Origin of the sequence: Mesorhizobium sp. B2-3-15 (assembly GCF_006442875.1) — a bacterium.
GTDB classification, from domain to species: domain Bacteria; phylum Pseudomonadota; class Alphaproteobacteria; order Rhizobiales; family Rhizobiaceae; genus Mesorhizobium; species Mesorhizobium australicum.
Map to the genome: position 1 here is coordinate 80,660 of NZ_VFVO01000002.1, position 21,480 is coordinate 102,139.

General features: G+C 63.6%; 22 protein-coding genes and 1 pseudogene. 9 read left to right on the forward strand and 14 right to left on the reverse strand.

What is annotated here, in order from left to right; all coding sequences use genetic code 11:
- Positions 1–3: 3 nt before the first annotated feature.
- Positions 4–678, reverse strand: a complete 675-nt coding sequence (locus tag FJ954_RS04500; protein WP_140660565.1) for a response regulator transcription factor — start codon at positions 676–678, stop codon at positions 4–6.
- A 183-nt stretch (positions 679–861) separates the two neighbouring features.
- A complete protein-coding gene (locus tag FJ954_RS31895) occupies positions 862–1,278 on the reverse strand; it encodes a hypothetical protein (RefSeq protein ID WP_246681019.1) in 417 nt (138 codons plus the stop codon).
- Here FJ954_RS31895 and FJ954_RS31900 point away from each other — a divergent pair.
- From FJ954_RS31900 to FJ954_RS04515, 3 genes and pseudogenes are all read left to right on the forward strand, one after another.
- A complete protein-coding gene (locus FJ954_RS31900; protein ID WP_246681020.1) occupies positions 1,255–1,575 on the forward strand; it encodes a hypothetical protein in 321 nt (106 codons plus the stop codon). The genes FJ954_RS31895 and FJ954_RS31900 overlap by 24 nt on opposite strands.
- 113 nt (positions 1,576–1,688) lie before the next feature.
- A pseudogene (locus tag FJ954_RS31905) lies at positions 1,689–1,988 on the forward strand (VTT domain-containing protein); the annotation flags it as partial.
- 279 nt (positions 1,989–2,267) lie between these two features.
- Entirely contained in the window at positions 2,268–3,173 is a 906-nt protein-coding gene (locus FJ954_RS04515; RefSeq protein ID WP_015314134.1) for a LysR substrate-binding domain-containing protein, read from the forward strand.
- Here FJ954_RS04515 and FJ954_RS04520 read toward each other — a convergent pair.
- The gene (locus FJ954_RS04520; protein ID WP_015314133.1) at positions 3,170–3,661 is read right to left on the reverse strand and encodes a helix-turn-helix domain-containing protein; all 492 of its coding nucleotides are present in this window, start codon (positions 3,659–3,661) and stop codon (positions 3,170–3,172) included. The two genes, FJ954_RS04515 and FJ954_RS04520, sit on opposite strands and share 4 nt — an antisense overlap.
- 76 nt (positions 3,662–3,737) lie before the next feature.
- Between FJ954_RS04520 and FJ954_RS04525 the strand changes: the two genes are divergently transcribed.
- The 6 genes from FJ954_RS04525 (at position 3,738) to FJ954_RS04550 (ending at position 10,462) form a co-directional block, all read left to right on the forward strand.
- Positions 3,738–4,583 carry a class I SAM-dependent methyltransferase gene (locus tag FJ954_RS04525; protein ID WP_140660566.1) on the forward strand — a complete coding sequence of 282 codons (846 nt, stop codon included), beginning with the start codon at positions 3,738–3,740 and terminating at the stop codon, positions 4,581–4,583.
- A gap of 207 nt (positions 4,584–4,790) precedes the next feature.
- Positions 4,791–5,945 carry an ABC transporter substrate-binding protein gene (locus FJ954_RS04530; RefSeq protein ID WP_015314131.1) on the forward strand — a complete coding sequence of 385 codons (1,155 nt, stop codon included), beginning with the start codon at positions 4,791–4,793 and terminating at the stop codon, positions 5,943–5,945.
- 191 nt (positions 5,946–6,136) lie between these two features.
- The gene (locus tag FJ954_RS04535) at positions 6,137–7,135 is read left to right on the forward strand and encodes an ABC transporter ATP-binding protein (protein ID WP_015314130.1); all 999 of its coding nucleotides are present in this window, start codon (positions 6,137–6,139) and stop codon (positions 7,133–7,135) included.
- A 14-nt stretch (positions 7,136–7,149) separates the two neighbouring features.
- Positions 7,150–8,100, forward strand: a complete 951-nt coding sequence (locus tag FJ954_RS04540) for an ABC transporter permease (protein ID WP_181177767.1) — start codon at positions 7,150–7,152, stop codon at positions 8,098–8,100.
- Positions 8,090–8,905: an ABC transporter permease gene (locus tag FJ954_RS04545; RefSeq protein WP_140660568.1), complete on the forward strand. Its 816-nt coding sequence runs from the start codon at positions 8,090–8,092 to the stop codon at positions 8,903–8,905. The genes FJ954_RS04540 and FJ954_RS04545 overlap by 11 nt, the downstream gene beginning before the upstream one ends.
- Before the next feature lie 129 nt (positions 8,906–9,034).
- Positions 9,035–10,462: a gamma-aminobutyraldehyde dehydrogenase gene (locus FJ954_RS04550; RefSeq protein ID WP_140660569.1), complete on the forward strand. Its 1,428-nt coding sequence runs from the start codon at positions 9,035–9,037 to the stop codon at positions 10,460–10,462.
- A 181-nt stretch (positions 10,463–10,643) separates the two neighbouring features.
- Here the strand turns inward: FJ954_RS04550 and FJ954_RS04555 are convergent, their stop codons facing one another.
- The 11 genes from FJ954_RS04555 to FJ954_RS04605 all read right to left on the reverse strand — a co-directional run bounded on the left by FJ954_RS04555 (position 10,644) and on the right by FJ954_RS04605 (position 21,347).
- Complete coding sequence (locus FJ954_RS04555) at positions 10,644–10,958, reverse strand: hypothetical protein (RefSeq protein WP_140660570.1); 315 nt, start codon at positions 10,956–10,958, stop codon at positions 10,644–10,646.
- 43 nt (positions 10,959–11,001) lie between these two features.
- The gene (locus FJ954_RS04560; protein ID WP_015314125.1) at positions 11,002–11,364 is read right to left on the reverse strand and encodes a nuclear transport factor 2 family protein; all 363 of its coding nucleotides are present in this window, start codon (positions 11,362–11,364) and stop codon (positions 11,002–11,004) included.
- Positions 11,365–11,446: 82 nt separating this feature from the next.
- Positions 11,447–11,926, reverse strand: a complete 480-nt coding sequence (locus FJ954_RS04565) for a carboxymuconolactone decarboxylase family protein (RefSeq protein ID WP_140660571.1) — start codon at positions 11,924–11,926, stop codon at positions 11,447–11,449.
- A gap of 109 nt (positions 11,927–12,035) precedes the next feature.
- Positions 12,036–13,589: an alpha/beta fold hydrolase gene (locus FJ954_RS04570; RefSeq protein WP_140660572.1), complete on the reverse strand. Its 1,554-nt coding sequence runs from the start codon at positions 13,587–13,589 to the stop codon at positions 12,036–12,038.
- A gap of 110 nt (positions 13,590–13,699) precedes the next feature.
- Positions 13,700–14,011, reverse strand: coding sequence for a formate dehydrogenase subunit delta (locus FJ954_RS04575; protein ID WP_015314122.1), 312 nt, complete (start codon positions 14,009–14,011; stop codon positions 13,700–13,702).
- Positions 14,001–14,831 carry a formate dehydrogenase accessory sulfurtransferase FdhD gene (gene fdhD / locus FJ954_RS04580; protein ID WP_015314121.1) on the reverse strand — a complete coding sequence of 277 codons (831 nt, stop codon included), beginning with the start codon at positions 14,829–14,831 and terminating at the stop codon, positions 14,001–14,003. Before fdhD ends, FJ954_RS04575 begins: the two co-directional genes overlap by 11 nt.
- 2 nt (positions 14,832–14,833) lie before the next feature.
- Complete coding sequence (gene fdhF / locus FJ954_RS04585; RefSeq protein ID WP_015314120.1) at positions 14,834–17,746, reverse strand: formate dehydrogenase subunit alpha; 2,913 nt, start codon at positions 17,744–17,746, stop codon at positions 14,834–14,836.
- 10 nt (positions 17,747–17,756) lie between these two features.
- Positions 17,757–19,313 carry an NADH-quinone oxidoreductase subunit NuoF gene (locus FJ954_RS04590; protein ID WP_140660573.1) on the reverse strand — a complete coding sequence of 519 codons (1,557 nt, stop codon included), beginning with the start codon at positions 19,311–19,313 and terminating at the stop codon, positions 17,757–17,759.
- Positions 19,310–19,789, reverse strand: coding sequence for a formate dehydrogenase subunit gamma (locus FJ954_RS04595; protein ID WP_140660574.1), 480 nt, complete (start codon positions 19,787–19,789; stop codon positions 19,310–19,312). Before FJ954_RS04595 ends, FJ954_RS04590 begins: the two co-directional genes overlap by 4 nt.
- A 134-nt stretch (positions 19,790–19,923) precedes the next feature.
- Entirely contained in the window at positions 19,924–20,823 is a 900-nt protein-coding gene (locus tag FJ954_RS04600) for a LysR family transcriptional regulator (protein WP_015314117.1), read from the reverse strand.
- Positions 20,824–20,969: 146 nt separating this feature from the next.
- Positions 20,970–21,347: a VOC family protein gene (locus FJ954_RS04605; RefSeq protein WP_140660575.1), complete on the reverse strand. Its 378-nt coding sequence runs from the start codon at positions 21,345–21,347 to the stop codon at positions 20,970–20,972.
- Positions 21,348–21,480: the final 133 nt, after the last annotated feature.

Genomic DNA, 21,480 nt, shown 5'->3' on the forward strand with positions numbered 1-21,480 from the left:
CGCTCATGTCGTCTCGCGCAGGAGATAGCCGACGCCGCGAATGCCGTTGATCGTCACCCCGGCATTGGCATCGGCGAGCTTGCGGCGCAGGCGCGAGACGTGCGTGTCGAGCGCGTTGGACTGGATCTCGTCGTCGAGGCCGAACACCGCCTCCATCAGCGCCTCGCGCTGCACCATGCGGCCGGTGCGGCGCATCAGAGCCTCCAGCACAAGGAGCTCGCGGCGCGGCAGGCTGAGCGGTTCGGCGCGGATAGAGGCTTCGCGATGTCCGACGTCGAGCACCAGATCGCCGGCGCGGATGAACTGCGACTGCAGCGGCGCCGGGCGCCTGAGCAGCGCGCGCAACCGGGCAAGCAGTTCCTCGAACGCGAATGGCTTTGCCAGATAATCGTCCGCGCCCATGTCCAGCCCATCGACCTTGTCCGACGTGTCGCCTCTCGCCGTCAGCACCAGCACGGGCGAGGTGTTCCTGGCCGAACGCAGTCTCGGCACCAGCGACAGCCCGTCGCCATCCGGCAACTGGCGGTCGAGCAGGATGGCGTCATAGCTGTCGACGGCAACGAACCCCTCCGCCTCCAGCAATGTGCCGGCGTGATCGACCACCATATCGTGGCGCTTCAGCGCGGCACGCAGGGCCGAAACCATCTCGGGTTCGTCTTCGACCAGCAAGATACGCATCGACAATCCCTCAGAACATTGCGCCGGGCGCTACCGTGCCAACATTGCGTAAACATGGCAAAGCCGAAGGACTGCGGTCGACAGGCACTTTCTTGGCCTCAGCGAAATTGCGCAATGTCTATGCAACCCAATCGCGGCAAACAACCCGGGTCGGCACGAATCGCTCGCGCCGACGTGAAGGCGTCAGGCCCGAATATGCAACAGGTCGGGCCTGACGCTCGAAACCAATGACGCTGAAACGAAACCACGTGGCCACACCAAACTGGTTGGCGTGATGTTGTCCGGGATTGAGGTTACCATGCCCGCAAATGATGCTCTGTCTTTTCTCATGGCGTGGACCGTCGCGCCGTTCAGGGTCGGCTCCGTCACGCCGTCCAGTTCCAGCTTGGCGGCATTGATGACCCGTGACATTGGACCGAGACCGGACCCGTGCTGGAACTCGGCCCAGGAACCGGGCCGTTCACGAGGGCGCTGCTGTCGTGCGGGGTGAAGGAGGAAGATTTGACGCTGATCGAATCCGATCCGGATTTCGCCGCACTGCTCATGCGTCGTTTTCCTGCTGCCCGGATTTTCGAAATGGACGCCGTCGGTCTGCGCCATCTCTCGCTCTTCCACCGGCCTGCGATTGGCGCCGCCGTCAGCGGCTTGCCTTTCCGGCTGATTTCGCCGCGCAGGACATTTGCGATTCTCGAAGGTGTTTTCGCCAACCTTCGCCCCGGCGGAGCGCTCTACCAGTTCACGCTCGGACGGAACTGCCCATTCGACCAGTCGCTGCTCGACAGGCTCGATCTCGGGGTTATGCGGGTTGGCCACACCTTTCGCAACTTCCCGCCGGCGACGGTCTATCGCATCGCCAGGCTCAAGACGTCAGGAACCTACGACTGGCGCTTCGCATGACGGGACCATTGTCGGCCATTCTTGGCTTCGGCCTGTTCGGCGTCTTCTGCCTCGCCTTTACCGAGAAGATTCTGCCGATCCCGCCCTCGCATGTGCTGCTGCTGTTCCTCGGCATGACGGCGGCGCCTGACGATGCGACGCTGGCAATCCTGCTTGGCGTGACCACGCTGGCCTCAACGACAGGCTGTCTCGTCTGGTACACTGTCGGCCGCCGGATCGGAATCGATCGCGCCGACAGGCTGGTCGAGCGGTTCGGCAGATATGTCTTCTTGCGCCCCGAGACCTACCGCAAGCTTGGCCAGGCCTATCGCCGCAACCATGTCAGGGTTTCCCTGCTGGCGCAGTTCATTCCGACGGTGCGCAACTATTTGCCGATCGCGGCCGGCGCGCTCTGCCTGCCAGCCTTACCTTTCGTGGTCGCGACGGTAGCCGGAGCCACGCTCTGGAATGCCGGCTTTCTGCTTACAGGCTATGCGCTGCATGGCAGCGGCCAGAGCCGCTCGCCGTCGGCTTTCGCATCATCGCTATTGTCGTGGCGCTGGAAACGGCGTTCATGCTTGCCTTGCGCTACGGCCCGGCATGCTGGCGGCGCATCCGACCGATGCCGGGCTGAGCCAGGGCCACGCATCCAGCCATGGGATAAGCGTCGCCATCGGCTTTTCTTCGCGGTTGCGGCGGTGTTTAGTCCGGCCATGGCCTTCACCATCCGGCAGTTGCAGTTCTTCATCGCCGTCGCCGAGCAAGGCACGGTATCGCGCGCGGCGCAAAACCTCTCCATCTCGCAATCGTCGGTCACCGAGGCGATCAAGGAACTTGAAAGCGATCTTGGCGTCGAACTGTTCGAGCGCCATCCGCGCGGCCTCAACATCACCCACAAGGGTCACCAGTTCCTGCGTCACGCGACAAAGATTCTCGCCGACGTGTCCGACGCCCGCCGCTCTTTTTCCGGCGAGCAGGCCGTGGCGGGCGGGCGGCTGCAACTCGGCGTCACCTCGCTGGTCGCCGGCTATGTGCTGTCGGATCTGCTCTCACGCTACCGCCGCGCCTATCCCGGCGTCGAGGTCTCGGCCATCGAGGACAATGGCGACTACCTCGAACATCTCCTGATCGGCGGCAAGCTGGACATTGCCGTCATGGTCACCTCCAATTTGCGCGACCGCACCGCACTGCAATCGGAAATCCTCGAAGTCTCGGCTTACCGGCTGTGGCTGCCGCTCGGCCATCCTCTGGCTGGCGCCGACATTATCGGCATCGGCGATATCGCCTCCGAACCGCTGATCATGCTGACCGTTGACGAGATCGAGGAAAACACCGGCAAGCTGCTGACGGCGATCGGCGCCAGGCCGCATGTCGCCTTCCGCACCCGTTCCGTGGAGGCCGTTCGCAGCCTCGTCGCCACCGGGGCCGGCGTGGCGCTGCTGCCTGACCTCGTCTATCGACCCTGGTCGCTGGAGGGCGACCGCATCGAATCGCGCGACATTTCCGGTTCCTTGCCGGTGGTGCAGGTTGGCATGGTCTGGCGGCGGGGATCTGGCTTGGCCGCCGCGGCGCGCGATTTTGTGGGTCTTGCCCAGTCGCAGCGGACGGTGCGCCGCTAGTGTGGTCTGCTCCCGGCGACGCCGCCAGTCTTGCGCTTGCGCTTTGTGGCGGGAACCGGCTCCGCTTTGAAAGGCCCGAGCGGAGCAACCTCGAAGCGGCCGGCGCCGGCAAGCCTGACGGCGCGGCGAAACGTCGGACACTCCATCGGCCGAGCGGCGGGGCATCGGGCGGCGTGACGCAAAGCCTCCCGGATCGCGGTCAGGCGCTGGATGGTGTGGTCCAGTTCGTTGGCCTTCGCATCCAGGCGCGCCCGATCCATTTTCGGCAGGCCGTCGGGCGTCAGCATCGCGGAAATCTCGTCCAGTGCGAATCCGCCGGCGCGTCCAAGCCCAATCAAGGCGAGCCGTTCCAGGACAGCCGGATCGAACAAGCGGCGCAGGCCGCGACGGCCGATCGAAGCAATTAGGCCCTTCTCCTCGTAGTAACGAAGTGTCGATGCGGGTACGCCGGTGCGGCGCGACACTTCGGCAATGTCCATATCTTTCATGCTTGACCTCAAGTCGGCTTGAACTCGTAAAGTGATGGCGACGATTGGTGAGAGCAACAGAAAAGTGAGGTCCGTTATGTCGCGATCCGCACAGCCAAACACACGGCAAGCCGCGCTCTGGAACGACGCCAGCGGAAAGGCCTGGGTCGAAATGCAGCCGATCCTTGACGAGATTCTGGCGCCGTTCGAGCGGCTGGTAGTCGATGCCGGCTATCCCGGGGAAGGGGGCAACGTCCTGGACATCGGCTGCGGCGCCGGCGCGACAACTCTGGCGATGGCGCGCCGCGTCGGCAACAACGGACGTTGTGTTGGGCTGGACATTTCGCAGCCGCTTGTCGCTCTGGCGACAGAACGCACGCAGGCGGAAGAGGTGGCAAACGCAAGTTTTGAAGTGGGCGATGCCCAGACGTATGCGTTCGAACCAGGTCGCTTCGACGCTGTTGTCTCGCGCTTTGGTATCATGTTCTTCGATGATCCCGTGGCCGCGTTCTCCAACATAAGACAGGCAGCGAGGCGCGGTGGCAAACTCGCCTTTGTTGCCTGGCGCAGTCCGGCGGAGAATGATTTCATGACGACCGCCGCGCGAGCGGCTGCGCCTTTCCTGCCGACCGCACCCGCGCCAGACCCCGATGCGCCGGGGCAGTTTGCCTTTGCCGACGGCGCCAAGGTGAAGCGGATACTTGAAGCGAGCGGCTGGTCGTCAATCGACGTCAGACAGGCGAACTTACCATGTAAGATCGCCGAAGGGGATCTGATGATGTATGCCACCCGGCTAGGGCGGCTCGCCGCCGCGCTGCGCGAGGTCGACCAGGCGACGGCCGAAAAAATTATCACGGTGTTGCCTGCTGCCTTCGCCCCTTTCGTAAAGGGTGGTCAGGCTCGTTTCAACGCCGCCTGCTGGCGGGTGACGGCGCTGGCCTGAGGGAGTATATCGGAAAAACCGATATCGGCCTTCTGATAAATGAATTTGCGAAACCGGGATTTTCAAAGCACCTTCCGTTGGAAGGACCAAAGCTGCCATCAGAGTGGCGTCAAGTCCAACGGACGAGCTGACAAGTTTTTCAGTCCGCGCGTGATCTGGCGACAACCGGAGCGGTTTCAGGATCACGTGCCAAAATGGGAGATCGATATGCATTCATTCCTGAAGTCGTGCACTGCCTTGACGGTCGCGCTGACCTTCTCCGGTCAGGCCATCGCCCAGGTGAAGGAACTCGGCAAGGGCGAAGGTCAGGTCAACATCGTCGCCTGGCCGGGCTACATCGAGCGCGGCGAGACCGACAAGGGCTATGACTGGGTGAGCGCCTTCGAGAAGGAGAGCGGTTGCAAGGTCAACGTCAAGACCGCCAACACCTCGGATGAAATGGTCTCGCTGATGAACGAGGGCGGCTTCGACCTCGTCACAGCTTCGGGCGATGCCTCGCTGCGGCTCGTCGCCGGCAAGCGCGTGCAGCCGATCAACACCGATCTCATCCCGAGTTGGAAGACGGTGGACGACCGGCTGAAGGACGCGCCCTGGTTTACCGTCGACAAGGTGCATTACGGCGTCCCCTATCAGTGGGGTCCCAACATCCTGATGTACAACACCGAGGTCTTCAAGGAAGCACCGAAGAGCTGGAACGTCGTCTTCGAGGAGATGAAGCTGCCGGATGGCAAGTCCAACAAAGGCCGCGTCCAGGCCTATGACGGACCGATCCATATAGCGGACGCCGCCAATTATTTGATGTTCCACAAGCCGGAACTCGGCATCAAGGATCCCTACGAATTGAACGAGGACCAGTACAAGGCGGCGCTCGAATTGCTGCGCGTCCAGCGCACGCTGGTTGGCCGCTACTGGCACGACGCCGCCATCCAGGTCGACGATTTCCAGAACGAAGGCGTCGTTGCATCAGGCTCGTGGCCGTACCAGGTCAACACGCTGGTCGCCGCCAAGAAGCCGGTCGCCTCGACCGTGCCGGAAGAAGGCGTCACCGGCTGGGCCGACACCACCATGATGGAAGCCGACGCCGCTCACCCGAACTGCGCCTATATGTGGCTCGAGCATTCGCTGGCGCCGAAGGTGCAGGGCGATGTCTCCGCCTGGTTCGGCTCGCTGCCGGTCGTGCCGGCCGCCTGCAAGGGCAACGAGCTGCTCGGCGAGGAAGGCTGCAAGACCAACGGCTACGACAATTTCGACAAGATCAAGTTCTGGAAGACGCCGGTTTCCAAATGCGCCACCCAGAACGACCAGTGCGTGCCCTATTATCGCTGGGTCTCGGATTACATCGGCGTCATAGGCGGCCGGTGAGTTCGCTTCGCTAGAGAGGTAGGCGCTGCCTCTCACCCCTGCCTCTCCCCGTGAAGAACAGGGAGAGGCAGTTGCCAGCGTTGGAGCTTGTCCCTTCTCCTCGTCGCTATACGGGGAGAAGGTGCCGGCAGGCGAATGAGGGGCGGCGCGATCGCCTGAAATTTGATGAGCCTGAAAGATCAGGACACCCCATGACATCAGCCGTTTCCTTTCAAAAAGCCTCGCGCCATTTCGGCAGCGTTCGCGCTGTCGACGCTGTCGATCTCGACATCGCGCCGGGCGAATTCTTCGCCATGCTCGGGCCGTCCGGTTCAGGCAAGACCACGTGCCTGCGTCTCATCGCCGGCTTCGAGCAGCCGACGGCGGGTTCGATCTCGATCTTCGGCGAGCGGGCCGAGGGCGTGCCGCCCTACCGCCGCAACGTCAACACCGTGTTCCAGGACTACGCGCTGTTCCCGCATCTCAACGTGCTCGACAACGTCGCCTACGGGCTGATGGTCAAGCGTGTCGGCAAGGCCGAGCGGCACAAGGCGGCGGAAGAAGCGCTGTCGCTGGTGCGGCTGCCTGGCTATGGCGCGCGCCGGCCCGGCCAGCTTTCCGGGGGTCAGCGCCAGCGTGTCGCGCTCGCCCGTGCCCTGGTCAACCAGCCCAAGGTGCTGCTGCTCGACGAGCCGCTCGGCGCGCTCGACCTCAAGCTGCGCGAAAACATGCAGGAAGAGCTGAAATCGCTGCAGAAGGCGCTCGGCATCACCTTCGTCTTCGTCACTCACGATCAGGGCGAGGCGCTGTCGATGGCCGATCGCGTCGCCGTCTTCAACGATGGCAGGATCATGCAGATCGGCACGCCCGAGGATATTTATCAGCGGCCGAGCACGCGTTTCGTCGCCGATTTCGTCGGCTCCTCCAACGTGCTGCCGCCGGATTTCGTCCAGCGTTATTCCGGCCAGCACCGCTGGGGCAGCCTGCGCCCTGAATCCATTCGTGTCGGCCGCGCGGCGAGCGGCGAAGGCGTCGCCGCGCGCCTCGTCTCGACCAACTATCTCGGCGCCACGACAAGGCTGGCGCTCGATGCCGACGGGTTGAAACTGCACGCCGTGGTGCCTGCGGGAACGCCCCTGCCGGCGGAAGGTGAGGCGGTCATGCTCACCTTCAACCGCGAGCATCTGCACCTGATGGACGAGCCGGTATGAGCCTCGACGCTACCATGCCGCGTGCCACGGCGCCCGCCATCTTGCCCGGCAGCGGCGGCATGCGCGGTGCGCTCTCCGACCTCTTCTGGCGCCGGCCAAAAGTCCTGCTGCTGCTGATGCTGCTGCCGCCAGTGCTTTGGCTCGGCATCGTCTATATCGGCTCGTTGTTCGCGCTTTTGGCGCAGAGTTTTTTCTCCATCGACGAGTTCTCCGGCCTCATCAATCGCCAGTTCACGCTGAAGACCTATGGCGACCTGTTGCAGGCCGCCAATCTCGACATCATCTTGCGCACGGTGACGATGGCCGCATTGGTCACGCTTGCCTCCGCCATGATCGCTTTCCCGATCGCCTACTATGCGGCGCGCTATGCGCGCGGCCGCTGGAAGGCGCTGTTCTATCTCGGCGTCATGCTGCCGCTGTGGTCGAGCTATCTGGTCAAGATCTATGCCTGGAAGCTGATCCTGGCCAAGGAAGGTATTTTAACCTGGCTGCTCGCCAAGCTGCATTTGTTGTGGCTGCTCGACGCCTGGCTGTCACTGCCGGTCGTCGGCGGCAATTCGCTGTCGGTGTCGTTCACCGGCACTTTCATCGTGTTCGTCTATGTCTGGCTGCCGTTCATGATCCTCCCCGTTCAGGCAGCCCTCGAGCGGGTGCCTGGCAATCTGGTCGAGGCCTCGTCCGATCTCGGTGCTTCGCCGGGGCAGACATTCCGCAACGTCTTGTTCCCGCTGGCGCTGCCCGGCATCGTCGCCGGTTCGATCTTCACCTTCTCGCTGACATTGGGCGACTACATCATCCCGCAGATCATCGGCACCTCGCGCCTCTTCATCGGCCAGGCCGTCTACTCGCAGCAAGGCACCGCCGGCAACATACCGCTCGCCGCCGCCTTCACCGTGGTGCCCATCGTCATCATGGGCTTCTATCTCTGGGGCGCCAAGCGAATGGGGGCTTTCGATGCGCTCTGACCGTGGTCAATCCGCTCCCCTCGGCCTGAAGATCGCCGCCGCCAGCGGCCTGCTGTTCCTGCATCTGCCGATCCTGCTGATCTTCGTCTATGCCTTCACCACCGAGGAGAAGAGCTTCGTCTGGCCGCCGCCCGGGCTGACCACGCAATGGTTCGCCGTCACCTGGAACCGGCCCGATGTCTGGGAAGCGCTGTCGCTGTCGGTGCGCGTCGCCGCCATCTCGACCGCGATCGCGCTGCTGCTCGGCACGCTCTGCGCCGCAGCTGTCTCGCGGACGAAATTCTTCGGCCGCGAGACCATCTCGCTGCTGGTCATCCTGCCCATCGCGCTGCCCGGGATCATCACCGGCATCGCGCTGCGCTCGGCCTTTTCGCTGGCCGAAATCCCGTTCTCGTTCTGGACGATCGTGCTCGGCCACGCCACTTTCTGCGTGGTCGTCGTCTACAACAACGCGGTCGCTCGTTTCCGCCGCACCTCCGGTTCGATGATCGAGGCCTCGATGGATCTCGGCGCCGATGGCTTCCAGACCTTTCGCCATGTCGTGCTGCCCAACATCGCCACCGCACTGCTCGCAGGCGGCATGCTGGCCTTCGCCCTCTCGTTCGATGAGGTCATCGTCACCACCTTCACCGCCGGCCAGCAGCAGACCGTGCCGATCTGGATGCTGGAGGAACTGATCCGCCCGCGCCAGCGCCCGGTCACCAATGTCGTGGCCATGGTGGTCGTGCTGGTGACGCTGCTGCCCATCCTGTTTGCCTATTACCTGACCCGCGACGGTGACCAGATCGCCGGTTCGGGCAAATGAAAGTAGTGAGTAGTGAGTAGTGAGTAGTGAGTAGATTTGGTCCGCTCTTTAACTACCCACTACTCACTACTCACTACTCACTACTCACTACTCACTAATTACCATTCGTTTCTGCCCAAGGAGACACCAATGGACACCCAGATGCTGATCGGCTCGAAATTCGAGAAGGGCACCGAGACCGAGGAGCCGATCCTCAACCCGAAGACCGGGGCGACCATCCTCAATCTGCCCGAGGTCAGCCAGGCACAGATCGAGGCGGCGGTGAGCGCCGCCGAAAAGGCGTTCGCCTTGTGGTCGCGCACCACGCCGGCACAGCGCTCCGGCTACCTCCTGAAGATCGCCGACCGCATCGAGACCGAGGCGCAGGAGTTCGCGACGCTGGAGGCGTTGAATTGCGGCAAGCCGATCAATGCGGTGCTCAATGACGAAATCCCGGCCATCGTCGACTGCTACCGCTTCTTCGCCGGGGCGGTGCGCTCTATGCCAGGTGTGGTCGCGGGCGAATACCTGCCCGGCCACACTTCGATGGTCCGGCGCGACCCGATCGGCATCGTCGCCTCGATCGCGCCATGGAACTATCCGCTGATGATGATGGCCTGGAAACTGGCGCCGGCTATCGCTGGCGGCAACACGGTGGTTTTCAAGCCGTCGGAGCAGACGCCGTTGACGGCGCTGAAGCTGGCGACGATCCTGGCCGATGTCCTGCCCGAGGGCGTCGTCAATGTCGTGCTTGGCCGGGGCGACAGCGTCGGCAACACGCTGATCAACCACCCCAAGGTCAACATGATCTCGATCACCGGCGACGTCGCCACCGGCAAGAAGGTGCTGCAGGCCGCCGCCAAATCGGTCAAGCGCACGCATCTGGAACTCGGCGGCAAAGCGCCGGTCATCGTCTTTGACGACGCCGACCTTGGCGCCGTCGTCAAAGGCCTGCGCGCCTTCGGCTACTACAATGCCGGCCAGGACTGCACCGCCGCCTGCCGCATCTATGCCGGCAAGAAGATCTACGACAAGCTTGTCGCCGATCTCTCCACCGCCGTCTCGACCATCAAATACAATCTATCAGACGACGCCGAGAACGAAATCGGGCCGCTGATCTCGCGGCGCCAGCGCGACCGCGTCTCGAGCTTCGTGGAACGTGCTTCGGAGCTGAAGCACATCGAGATCACCACCGGCGGCAAGCCGGGCGAGGGCACCGGCTTCTACTACCAGCCGACCGTCGTCGCCGGCGCGCTGCAGGAGGATGAGATCGTGCGCCGCGAAGTGTTCGGCCCCGTCGTTTCAATAACCCGCTTCACGGAAGTGGACGAGGCGGTGACCTGGGCCAACGACAGCGATTACGGCCTGGCGTCATCCGTGTGGACCAAGGATGTTTCGCGCGCCATGGCGACCGCCGCGCGGCTGCAATATGGCTGCACCTGGATCAACACCCATTTCATGCTGACCAACGAGATGCCGCATGGCGGCCTGAAACAATCCGGCTACGGCAAGGACATGTCCCTCTATGCGCTGGAGGATTATACCGCCGTGCGCCATGTGATGGTTGCGCATGGGTGAGAAGCGGTCGCGGCTGGCGATCGATCGACAACGATTTGTCGATTGAAGCGACGAACGCCCGGAGCCATTAGCGAAGGGCCGGGCGCAGGATGAGGGGCAGCGCAAGCTTCTGCGATGCCGGCGCTGCCCCTCATCTGCCTGCGGCATCTTTCCCGCGTGAAGGGGAGAAGAACTCCGGCCGCTACTCCACGATGCGATAGATGTTCCACAGGCTGGTGCCCGATACGACATAGGGCTCCATCTCCTTGCCCCATTTGGCGTGCGCGTCGATCTTGCCGATCTTGGCGAACATCGCCTCCAACTGGGTCAGGCTTTCGACCTGGTGATGCGACTCGACCGTCGCTTCGCGGGCGCCGATCGATCCGGTCATGATCTGGAATTTGAGCTCGGTGAGGCCGACCTGCGAGCCGATCTCGCGTTCCCATTTCCGCATCAGCTCGAGCACCGTCTGCTTGTGCCCGAACTTGGCGTCGATCTGCCATCTGGCGCTGAACATGTTGGTTCTCCTCCATCACTTGCGGCTCAGGCCGCGGGTTGATCTACTCGTCCCAGGCCTGCACGACGGTTTGGCGCGCGATCAGGCCGTTCTTCAGCTCCAGCATCGCCGCGCAGAACACCTTGGTGCCGTCCGGGTAGGCGCATGCCTGAGTGAATGCCAGGCTATCGCCGTGGGCGATGGTGGTGTCGACCTTGTGGGTCATCGCCCGGCTGCAGATGTCGTCCCAGAACGTCGTGATCGCCGCGCGCCCGCGGATTTCGCGCGGCTTGCTCGGCGGGTTGTTGCGGTCGATCACCCGCACCAGCGCATCATCGGCATAGAAGCTCGACAGCATCTTGCCGTCACGGCCTTCGATCGCTTTCTTGATCGCCGCGCCATCCACGGCTTGGGTCTTGGTCAGCATTTTATCCTCCCTATGCCCGTCTTCACGATCGGGCGTTTGACGTTTGAGGTGTCGCCCGGCGCTCGCCGACGGGCGGTGTCTTTCACTGTGACTTGGCCTTAACTGCCGCAAACACGCCGTCGGTCTGCTTCTTGAAGGTGGCCAGATCGACCTGGCTGCCGTTGAGGATCGTCGACCAGTGGCGCACGATCGCGGCCATCGCGATCGTCTCCTTGATCTCTTCGTCCGATGCGCCGTTGAGCTTGGCCGCCTCGGTGTGGAAATAGATGCAATACTGGCACGGGATCTGCGACGCGACCGCCAGCCCCATCAGCTCCTTGGTCTTGCCGTCGAGCGCGGTCTTGGGATTGAGCTGGACGCCCTTGATCTCGGCCCAGGCGCCGGCGATGGCGACGTCAGGCAGTGTCTTGAACATATCCGGCACCGAGCCGAGCGTCGCCTCGATGTCCTTGTAGGCTGTCGCCGCCGACGCATCCTCGGCTTTCGCCGGGGTGATCGTGAACAGCGCGCCAATGCCCGCCGCGATCACCAGTGACCTGACATTCAGTTTTGACTTGGGCATTTCATCCTCCGTTCGCAGCGCCTTTCCGGCGATATCCGCCTTGGCCTGCATGGGGGAATTGATAGCGCCTATGGCAGTGTGCCTGCTTCGCCCGAAAGCGCCATGGCTCTCATGGCCCGTCCGGGCCAGTCTGCCTGGCGGAAAATGCCGCCGCGGCCGCTCGCGACGGCAGGTCGAGCTTCAGCAGTATGTTGGCGACGTGGCGCTTGACCGTGTGCTCGCTCAGCCTGAGTTCGGCGGCGATCGCCGCATTGCTCTTGCCGTCGGCGATCAAATTCACGACTTCGCTCTCGCGCGCGGTCAGGCAAGCCGGTTCGGCCGCTTTGGTCTTGGGCCGGCAGGCCGGCTCCAGGTGCTGTTCGGACATCGCAAGCACAAACGCCAGCGGCTCGTCCAGCTCGTCGATGCCCACACGCCCGCGATCGACGAAATGAAGCCCCGAGCCGACGGCCAGATCGGCGACCAGCCTCGACGCCAATATCTCGCCGCGCCCGGCGTGAGCGGCGAGTTGTATCGTCACGCGGCCCGTCAATCCTGCAGGAGGGCCGCGCGACTCGATCTCGCCGACATGCGCCCCTTGCGCGCTTGCCACCCCGATTTGCTGCGCCGCGTCCCGCAACGCCGCCGCGCAACGCAAGGCACGCCCAGGGCCGTCGAAGCGCGAAATCATCATCTCGGAGTGCATGTCCGTGCAGCGCCCGCCATGGCGCGTCACAAGGGTCCGCCACGTCTCATGGAAATGCTGGCTGCGTTCGCTCCACATCCGGTCTCCGAGGCGGGCCGTGTCGTAGATCCGGGTCACGAGAAGCGCAGCCAGAACGCGTTCGGCTTCCACCACGGCGCGCTCGCCGGTCAGGAACTCCTCGATCAGGTCGGCGACCCGGTCGACATCACCGGTCCAGATCGGGTGGTCGCGTCCAGGGATTTCGACCAGCCGCGCGTTGGGGATTTTCCTGGCCAGAAAGCGGCTGGCGTCGGGGTCGACCCGCACATCGTTGCGGCGATGGATCAGCAGCGTCGGCGCGCCGATTGCCGCCAGGATGCCGCGCACATCGATCCCCGCGTTCATCCGCGCCAGCGTCGCCGCCGCGGTAGGGCTTGCCGACAGCCGCTCGAAGCGCGCCCACCAGGTTGAAAAGCGGGTATCGTCGACCCTGCCCGGTGCGAAATTGGGCAAGGTGGCGCCTGTGCCCCAGGCCGTCTCGGCCGTCGCGATGAAGGCTTCCAGACGCTCCGGCGGCATCACCCATTTGTGGAAATGCGCGTAGCCGCCATAGAGCGCCAGTGCCCGCGTCCGCTCTGGATAGGTGGCGGCGAACAGCATCGCCAGCGGCGCGCCTTCCGAAGCCCCAAGGATCGACGCGCGGCCGCTGCCGACCGCATCCATCACCGCGCGCACATCATCCATGCGGGTCTCGAGGCTGGGCAGGTGATGGACATCGACGCGGTCGGAAAGACCCGTGCCGCGCTTGTCGAACAGGATCAGCCGCGAGAAGGCCGAAAGCCGCCTCAGGAGCCTGGTATAGCCCTCGTCTTCCCAGTGCAGGTCGAGGTTGGAGATGAAGCCGGGGACGAAGACGAGGTCGAACGACCCCTGGCCGACCACCTGATAGGCGATCCGCACCTCGCCGCTAAGGGCGTATCGGGTCTCGATCGGCCTCACGAGGGTGTCCGCCCGGCCTGACGATTTCTGATCGCCAACCATAGCAGAGCCGCGCCGGTTGCGGCAGCTTATATTTTAGCGGAAATGAATGTAGCCGGCGGCCGACGCGGTTACTTTTGCGACGCGGCGACGTCGCCAGGCGAGGCCGCGAGGCCGAGCTTGAGATCGGCCTCCGCCGGCGTGATCGGCCGTTTGATCCTGGCCGAAGCGACCACGACCAGTTCGTCGAAGCCTTCACCGCCGCTGTCCAGCATCTCGAAGAACTGGCGCCGCATTCTCGGCTCCCAGAACTTGTTGATATGCTCGGCGACGCCCGCAACGCCTTCCTCGCGTGGCCTGGAGTGGAAAAAGGCGGCGATCTGGTTGGCCATGCGCACCAGCTTTTCCCCCGTGCTCATGATGTGCTCTTCGTCATGCGACATGCTGGGCAACTCCCGAAATCACCCGGTCGGGGTGGGTAAAGACATCGAAATCGTCGCCACGCACCAGCGCCACCAGCGTCATGCCGGCCTCTTCCGCGGTGCGGATGGCAAGGGCCGTCGGCGCCGAGACGGCGATGATGAAGGCTGAACCGATCGCCGCCGTCTTCTGCACCATTTCGACCGAAACACGGCTGGTCACTACGACGGCGCCCGATGCGCCATCGATATTGGCCTTGGCCAGCGCGCCGGCTAGCTTGTCCAGCGCATTGTGGCGGCCGACATCCTCGCGCGCCATGACGACGCCCTTGCCAGGGACGTAGAAGCCGGCTGCATGCACGGCGCCTGTCTCGGTATGCAGCGGCTGCACCTTCGACAGCAGCTTGACCGAGCGGGTGATATCGTCGGCCTCAAGCGTAAGTTTCGACGCACCCACCGGATCGACCGAGCGCATCGCTTCCTCGATGGATTCGATGCCGCACAGCCCGCAGCCCACCGGTCCGGCAAGCCGCCGCCGCCGCGCCTCGAAGCGCGTATTGGCCTGGTCCTTCAGCCGGATCTGGATGTCGATGCCGGCGCCATGATCCTCGACCTCGATGGCTTCGATCTCATCAGGCGCAGCGATGATGCCTTCGGTGAGCGAGAAGCCGAGCGCGAAGTCCTCGAAATCGGCGGGGCTCGCCATCATCACCGCATGCGTGGTGCCGGCGAAGGAGAACGCCACCGGCGTCTCTTCCGGCACCATGCGGTTGGCCGCAGCCGTGCCGCTGGCGCGGTGCGCCAGTCGCGATATCTGCGTCGTCGCTTTGCGGCGCGCGGCCAAGACTACTCCGCCGCCTGCAGCGGTGCGATGCGACGGCTCTGCTTGGCCTGCTCGTCATAGTCGCGTTGCCATTCCGACGGGCCGTTGGAAGCGCCGACCTGCACCGCGGTCACCTTGTATTCGGGACAATTGGTCGCCCAGTCGGAGAAGTCGGTGGTAATGACGTTGGCCTGCGTGTCGGGATGATGGAAGGTGGTGTAGACCACGCCCGGCGATACCCGGTCGGTGATCAGCGCGCGCAGCGTCGTCTCGCCCGAACGGCTGGTCAGCCGGACCCAGTCGCCATCGCGCAAGCCGCGGTTTTCTGCGTCGTGCGGATGGATTTCCAGCCTGTCCTCGGAGTGCCACATGACATTTTCGGTGCGCCGCGTCTGCGCGCCGACATTGTACTGCGACAGTATACGGCCGGTGGTCAGCAGCAGCGGGAAGCGCGGTCCGGTTCTTTCGTCCGTCGCCACATATTCGGTGCGGATGAACTTGCCCTTGCCGCGCACGAAGCCGTCGACATGCATGATCGGCGTGCCAAGCGGCGCCTTGTCGTTGCAGGGCCATTGCACGGAGCCGACCCGGTCGAGCAGGTCGAAGGAGACGTTGGCGAAGCTTGGCGTCGTCTTGGCGATCTCGTCCATGATTTCGGACGGATGGGTATAGTTCCAGTCGAGGCCGATCGCACGGGCGAGTTCCTGCGTCGCCTCCCAATCGGCGTAGCGCGCCTTCGGTTCCAGCACCTTGCGCACCATATTGATGCGGCGTTCGGCATTGGTGAAGGTGCCGTCCTTCTCGAGGAAGGTCGAGCCCGGCAGGAAGACATGCGCGTAGTTCGCCGTCTCGTTGAGGAAGAGGTCGTGCACCACTACGCATTCCATCGCGGCCAAGCCGGCGGCGACATGCTTGGTGTCGGGATCGGACTGCAGGATGTCCTCGCCCTGGATGTAGATGCCCTTGAACGAGCCGTCGACGGCGGCATCCAGCATGTTGGGAATGCGCAGGCCGGGTTCGTCGTCGAGCTTCACGCCCCAGAGGCTTTCGTAGATGTCGCGCACCGCGTCACCCGAAATGTGCCGGTAGCCCGGCAGCTCATGCGGGAACGAGCCCATGTCGCAGGAGCCCTGCACATTGTTCTGGCCGCGCAGCGGGTTCACGCCGACGCCAGGCCGGCCGATATTGCCGGTGGCCATGGCGAGATTGGCGATCGCCATCACCGTGGTCGAGCCCTGGCTGTGCTCGGTGACGCCGAGGCCGTAATAGATCGCGCCATTGCCGCCCTTGGCGTAGAGACGGGCGGCACCGCGGATCAACTCCGGATCGACGCCGGACAGCTTGCCGACGATTTCGGGGCTGTTTTCCGGCAGGGCGACGAAGGACGCCCAGTCCTGGAATTCCGCCCAGTCGCAGCGCTCGCGGATGAAGGCTTCGTCGAAAAGGCCCTCGGTGACGATGACGTGCGCCAGCGAGGTCAGCACGGCGACATTGGTGCCGGGCTTCAGCGGCAAATGGTAGTCGGCTTCGACGTGGGCCGACTTGACCATTTCGGTGCGGCGCGGATCGAGCACGATCAGCTTGGCGCCCTGGCGCAGCCGCTTCTTCAGCCGCGAGGCGAACACCGGGTGCGCGGAAGCCGGATTGGCGCCGATGATGACGGCGACGTCGGTGAATTCGACGGAATCGAAGTCCTGCGTGCCGGCCGAGGTGCCGTAGGTCTGGCCGAGCCCATAGCCGGTCGGCGAATGGCAGACACGCGCGCAGGTGTCGACATTGTTGTTGCGGAAGCCTTGGCGAACCAGCTTCTGGACGAGGTAGGTCTCCTCATTCGTGCAGCGCGAGGAGGTGATGCCGCCGATCGCGGTGCGGCCGTACTGGTACTGGATGCGGCGGAATTCCTTGGCCGTATGGGCGATCGCCTCTTCCCAGCTCACTTCGCGCCAGGGATCACTGACCTTTTCGCGGATCATCGGCGACAGGATGCGGTCCTTGTGGGTGGCATAACCGTAAGCGAAGCGGCCCTTCACGCAGGAATGGCCATGGTTGGCCATGCCCTCCTTGTAGGGCATCATGCGGATGACTTCGTCGCCCTTCACTTCGGCCTTGAACGAGCAGCCGACGCCGCAATAGGCGCAGGTGGTCACGGCCGAGCGCTCCGGCAGGCCCTTTTCGAGCACGGTCTTCTCGCGCAGCGCATCGGTCGGACAGGCCTGCACGCAGGCGCCGCAGGACACGCATTCGGAGGCAATGAAATCCTCGTGCATGCCGGCGACCATGCGCGATTCGAAGCCGCGGCCCTCGATGGTCAGCGCGAAAGTGCCTTGCACCTCCTCGCAGGCGCGCACGCAGCGCGAGCAGACGATGCACTGCGCCGGATCATAGGTGAAATAGGGGTTGGACTCATCACGGGCGATGTAGTCGACCGCGAGCGAGCCATGGCCCGGCGCGACGCCATTTTCTTCCTTGACGTGGTTGCGGCCCTCAACGCCGTAGCGATTTTCGGTCAGGCCGACAGACTTCGCCACCACATCGAACTCGCTGGCGCCAGTTCCGGCCTTCTCGTGCCAGCCGGTCGGATGGTCGGAGACGTAGAGTTCCATGACGCCCCGGCGGATGGCGTCGAGCCTGTCCGACTGCGTGCGCACCACCATGCCTTCGCCGACAGGCGTCGTGCAGGAAGCCGGCGTACCGCCGCGCCCGTCGATTTCGACGAGGCAGACGCGGCAGGAACCGAAGGAGTCCAGCATGTCTGTGGCGCAGAGTTTGGGGATCTCCACCCCGCCTTCCATCGCCGCCCGCATGATCGAGGTGCCTTCCGGCACGCTGATGCTGCGGCCATCGACGGTCAGCGTGACCTGTTTTTGCGCCTTCGACTCCGGAGTTCCGTAGTCAATCTCTTCGATCAGTATTGGGAAGTCGGCCTTGATGTTCATCTGCCAGCTCCTATTCAGCAGCCACGCGCGCTGGCGCGGGCTTGAAATCCTCGGGGAAATGCGTGATCGAGCTCATCACCGGGTAGGGCGTGAAGCCGCCCAGCGCGCAGAGCGAACCGAACTTCATCGTGTTGCAGAGGTCGGTGACCAAAGCGAGGTTCTTTTCCGGCTCGATTCCGGCGGCGAGCCTGTCGATGGTTTCCACGCCCCGCGTCGAGCCGATGCGGCAAGGCGTGCACTTGCCGCAGCTTTCGATGGCGCAGAATTCCATGGCGAAGCGTGCCTGCTTCAGCATGTCGGCGGTATCGTCGAAAACCGTGATGCCGGCGTGGCCGATCAGTCCATCGCGCTTGGCGAATTCCTCGTAGTCGAACGGCGTGTCGAACAGTGCGCGCGGGAAGTAGGCGCCGAGCGGGCCGCCGACCTGCACTGCCTTCACCGGACGCCCGGTGGACGTGCCGCCACCGATCTCGTCGACGATCTCGCCCAGCGTCAGGCCGAAAGCGGTTTCGAACAGGCCGCCTTGCTTGACGTTGCCGGCGATCTGGATCGGGATCGTGCCGCGCGAGCGGCCCATGCCGAAATCCTTGTAGAAGGTGGCGCCCTTGTCCATGATGATGGGTACGGAAGCGAGCGAAATGACGTTGTTGATCACCGTCGGCTTGCCGAACAAACCCTGTATCGCGGGCAGCGGCGGCTTGGCGCGCACCACGCCGCGCCTGCCTTCCAGGCTGTTCAAGAGCGAGGTTTCCTCGCCGCAGACATAGGCGCCGGCACCGACGCGGATTTCCATGTCGAAGGCGTTAGGCGAACCCAGCACATTGACGCCGAGCACACCGGCCTTGCGGGCGATCTCGACGGCCTTGTTCATGACAGCCACCGCGTGCGGATATTCCGAGCGGATATAGACGAAACCCTTGGTCGCGCCGGTGGCGATGCCGGCGATGGTCATGCCTTCGATGAGCACGAAGGGGTCGCCCTCCATGATCATGCGATCGGCGAAGGTGGCGCTGTCGCCTTCATCGGCGTTGCAGACGATGTATTTGCGCTCCGATGTCGTATCGAGCACCGTCTTCCATTTGATGCCGGTCGGGAAGCCTGCGCCGCCGCGGCCGCGCAGGCCGGAGTCGGTGACCTGCTTGACGACGTCGGCGGGCGTCATGGCCACCGCGTTCCGCAGGCCGCTCAGTCCGCCGAGCGATTTGTAGGCATCGAGCGACAGCGGGTCGTTGATGCCACAACGTGCAAACGTCAAGCGAGTTTGTTTGGCCAGGAACGGAATCTTGTCCGGTGCGCCGAGCCAGCGCTTGTGATGGCCGCCGGTGAGAAAACCGCTGTCGAACAGGCTCTTCACGTCCGACGGTTTCACCGGCCCGTAGGCGACACGGCCATTGGCCGTCGCCACTTCGACCATCGGTTCGAGGAAATAGGCGCCGCGCGAGCCGTTGCGCACAATCTTGGCCTCGATGCCGCGCTCCGCGAGTTCCTTGGCGACGGCCTTCGCGACCTTTTCCGCGCCCAGCGCCAGTGCGCCGGAATCGCCGGGAATATAGATACGGGGGGTCATGAGCGCACCTCGGCGACGATCTCGTCGATCTTGTCGTCATCCAACCGACCGATCACCTCGCCATCCAGCATCGCAGATGGCGAGCAGGCGCACAGCCCGAGGCAATAGACCGGTTCCAGCGTAACCGATCCGTCACGCGTGGTCTCATGGAAGTCGATGCCGAGCAACTGCTTGACCTTGGCGGCGACCGCGTCCGAACCCATCGACTGGCAGGCTTCCGCCTGGCAGAGCTTGAGCACGTGCCGTCCGGCCGGGCGCGCACGGAAATCATGATAGAAAGTCACGACACCATGCACCTCGGCCCTGGACAGGTTCAGCCCGTCGGCAATAATGGGCACGGCATCCTGCGGGACGTGGCCGAATTCTTCCTGGATGCCGTGGAGGATCGGCAGCAGCGGACCCTCGAGGTCCTTCAACTCCTGGATAATCGCCGCCGTGCGCGATGCGATCTCGGTACTTGCAGGCTGCATCGTCATGCAGCGCCCTCCCTGGTCGATAGCTTTTATCGCTAAGTCTTTACAAAATCAGAGGAAACCCGCGAAATCAATAAAGCTGTTTCGTTGCTCGATAGAAATCTTCTATCGACGAGCTGCGCTCAGCATTGTCTAGCCTAGCGGTGGGCGCGGAAATCGTCTGCCAGCGCCATCGCCTCGTCCAGCAGCGCCTGCACCAGCGGCGTGTGCGGCTCGCGCGGCGCGGCGACCAGCCCGACTGTGTGGCTGGCATCGGGCTCGACGATCGGAATGGCCCGGATCGGTTCGGAAAAACCGAATGTTTCCGCAAGGTTGAGTGGCATGATCGATGACCATTTGCCGGTCCGGATGTGCGAGAACAGCACGATCATCGAATTCGATTCCAGCGTCGGCCGCACCTGCACGCCGGCTTCCGCCAGGTGCTGGTCGATGATGCGGCGGTTCTGCATGTCCGGCGTCAGAAGGCACAGCGGCAACTGGCTGATCTCGGACCATGTCACTTTGTCGCGGTCGGAATAGGGATTGCCGATTGCGGTGATCAATTGGTAGCGCTCGTCATAGAGGGGCACGCTGGTCACCCGTCCCAGCGGTTCGTTGTCGAGATAGGTGATGCCCGCATCGACATCGAAATTGCCAAGCAGCGACAGCACTTCGATCGAGGTCCGCGACAGCACCGAAAAGGTGACGCCTGGGTGCTTGTCTCGAAAGGGCGTCGTTAATCTCGCGACCATCGCCAATGCCGTCGGGATTGCCGCAATCCGGATGCGGCCGGAAAGGCCATACCGGGCGGCGCGCATCTCCTCGCGCATGGTCCTGGAGTCGCCGACGATGCGGCGCGCCCAGACCAACACTTGCTTGCCCTCCGGGGTCAGCCCCTGGAACCGCGACCCGCGATTGACCAACATGACGCCGAGCTGGCCCTCGAGCTGCTTGATGCCGGCCGACAAGGTCGGCTGCGTGACCCCGCACGCCTCGGCCGCCCGGCCGAAGTGCTCTTCCTTGGCCAGCGCGATGAAGAATTCCAGCTTGTCGATCATTGGGGGAAGCTATCCGGCGCGTTGGCGTCGCGCCAGATGGTGTCGCGCTCAATCCTCCAATGCATGTCGCCCGAAAGTGACTTCGGTTTTGGGACAACGACATGCATAAAAAAGCGATCGCGCAGCGCTGCCTCGATCGCCGGGATCTACCGATCCACGAGATTGAGGATGTTGCCGTCCGGATCCTTGAACCATGCGACTTTCATGCCGCCGCCGACATGCAGGTCACCCTCCATCGTTAGGCCGGGCATCTCGTAATGCTCGAAGGCGACACCCTTCGACTTGAGGGCGTTGACGACATCGGCGATGGTGTCGCCGACCATCCAGGTTACCGCCGTCGCCTTGTTGGTCCCTGCGAATTCGGAGCGATAGACATTGATCGTGGTATCGCCGCTTTTGTAGACGATCAATTCGCCGCCCTCATCGTGCACCTGTTCCAGGCCGAGTGTTCTCTCATAGAAGGCCTTGGCCCTTGCCAGATCCTTCACGGCGAGGTTTGCCGATGCGTTGCTGTTTGCAAGCATGATCGTCTCCTTCCCTGGTTGTCATTCCCTCTGGTCACGGAAATAGGTCATCCAGGCCGCTTGACGAGCGCCACCATGCCTGGCGCTTGGAGCGGTCCGCGATCTGCACTATGTGAGCTGCAGCCGAACGCCA

Coding starts and splice junctions, on each gene's coding strand:
- FJ954_RS04520 (WP_015314133.1), bottom strand. CDS start 3,661: ATGAAAGATATGGACATTGCCGAAGTGTCGCGCCGCACCGGCGTACCC.
- FJ954_RS04605 (WP_140660575.1), bottom strand. CDS start 21,347: ATGCTTGCAAACAGCAACGCATCGGCAAACCTCGCCGTGAAGGATCTG.
- FJ954_RS04595 (WP_140660574.1), bottom strand. CDS start 19,789: ATGACGATGCAGCCTGCAAGTACCGAGATCGCATCGCGCACGGCGGCG.
- FJ954_RS04515 (WP_015314134.1), top strand. CDS start 2,268: ATGGCCTTCACCATCCGGCAGTTGCAGTTCTTCATCGCCGTCGCCGAG.
- FJ954_RS04535 (WP_015314130.1), top strand. CDS start 6,137: ATGACATCAGCCGTTTCCTTTCAAAAAGCCTCGCGCCATTTCGGCAGC.
- FJ954_RS04530 (WP_015314131.1), top strand. CDS start 4,791: ATGCATTCATTCCTGAAGTCGTGCACTGCCTTGACGGTCGCGCTGACC.
- fdhF (WP_015314120.1), bottom strand. CDS start 17,746: ATGAACATCAAGGCCGACTTCCCAATACTGATCGAAGAGATTGACTAC.
- FJ954_RS04545 (WP_140660568.1), top strand. CDS start 8,090: ATGCGCTCTGACCGTGGTCAATCCGCTCCCCTCGGCCTGAAGATCGCC.
- FJ954_RS31900 (WP_246681020.1), top strand. CDS start 1,255: ATGGACGCCGTCGGTCTGCGCCATCTCTCGCTCTTCCACCGGCCTGCG.
- FJ954_RS04555 (WP_140660570.1), bottom strand. CDS start 10,958: ATGTTCAGCGCCAGATGGCAGATCGACGCCAAGTTCGGGCACAAGCAG.
- FJ954_RS04565 (WP_140660571.1), bottom strand. CDS start 11,926: ATGCCCAAGTCAAAACTGAATGTCAGGTCACTGGTGATCGCGGCGGGC.
- FJ954_RS04525 (WP_140660566.1), top strand. CDS start 3,738: ATGTCGCGATCCGCACAGCCAAACACACGGCAAGCCGCGCTCTGGAAC.
- FJ954_RS31895 (WP_246681019.1), bottom strand. CDS start 1,278: ATGGCGCAGACCGACGGCGTCCATTTCGAAAATCCGGGCAGCAGGAAA.
- FJ954_RS04500 (WP_140660565.1), bottom strand. CDS start 678: ATGCGTATCTTGCTGGTCGAAGACGAACCCGAGATGGTTTCGGCCCTG.
- FJ954_RS04600 (WP_015314117.1), bottom strand. CDS start 20,823: ATGATCGACAAGCTGGAATTCTTCATCGCGCTGGCCAAGGAAGAGCAC.
- FJ954_RS04550 (WP_140660569.1), top strand. CDS start 9,035: ATGGACACCCAGATGCTGATCGGCTCGAAATTCGAGAAGGGCACCGAG.
- FJ954_RS04575 (WP_015314122.1), bottom strand. CDS start 14,011: ATGTCGCATGACGAAGAGCACATCATGAGCACGGGGGAAAAGCTGGTG.
- FJ954_RS04540 (WP_181177767.1), top strand. CDS start 7,150: ATGCCGCGTGCCACGGCGCCCGCCATCTTGCCCGGCAGCGGCGGCATG.
- FJ954_RS04560 (WP_015314125.1), bottom strand. CDS start 11,364: ATGCTGACCAAGACCCAAGCCGTGGATGGCGCGGCGATCAAGAAAGCG.
- FJ954_RS04590 (WP_140660573.1), bottom strand. CDS start 19,313: ATGACCCCCCGTATCTATATTCCCGGCGATTCCGGCGCACTGGCGCTG.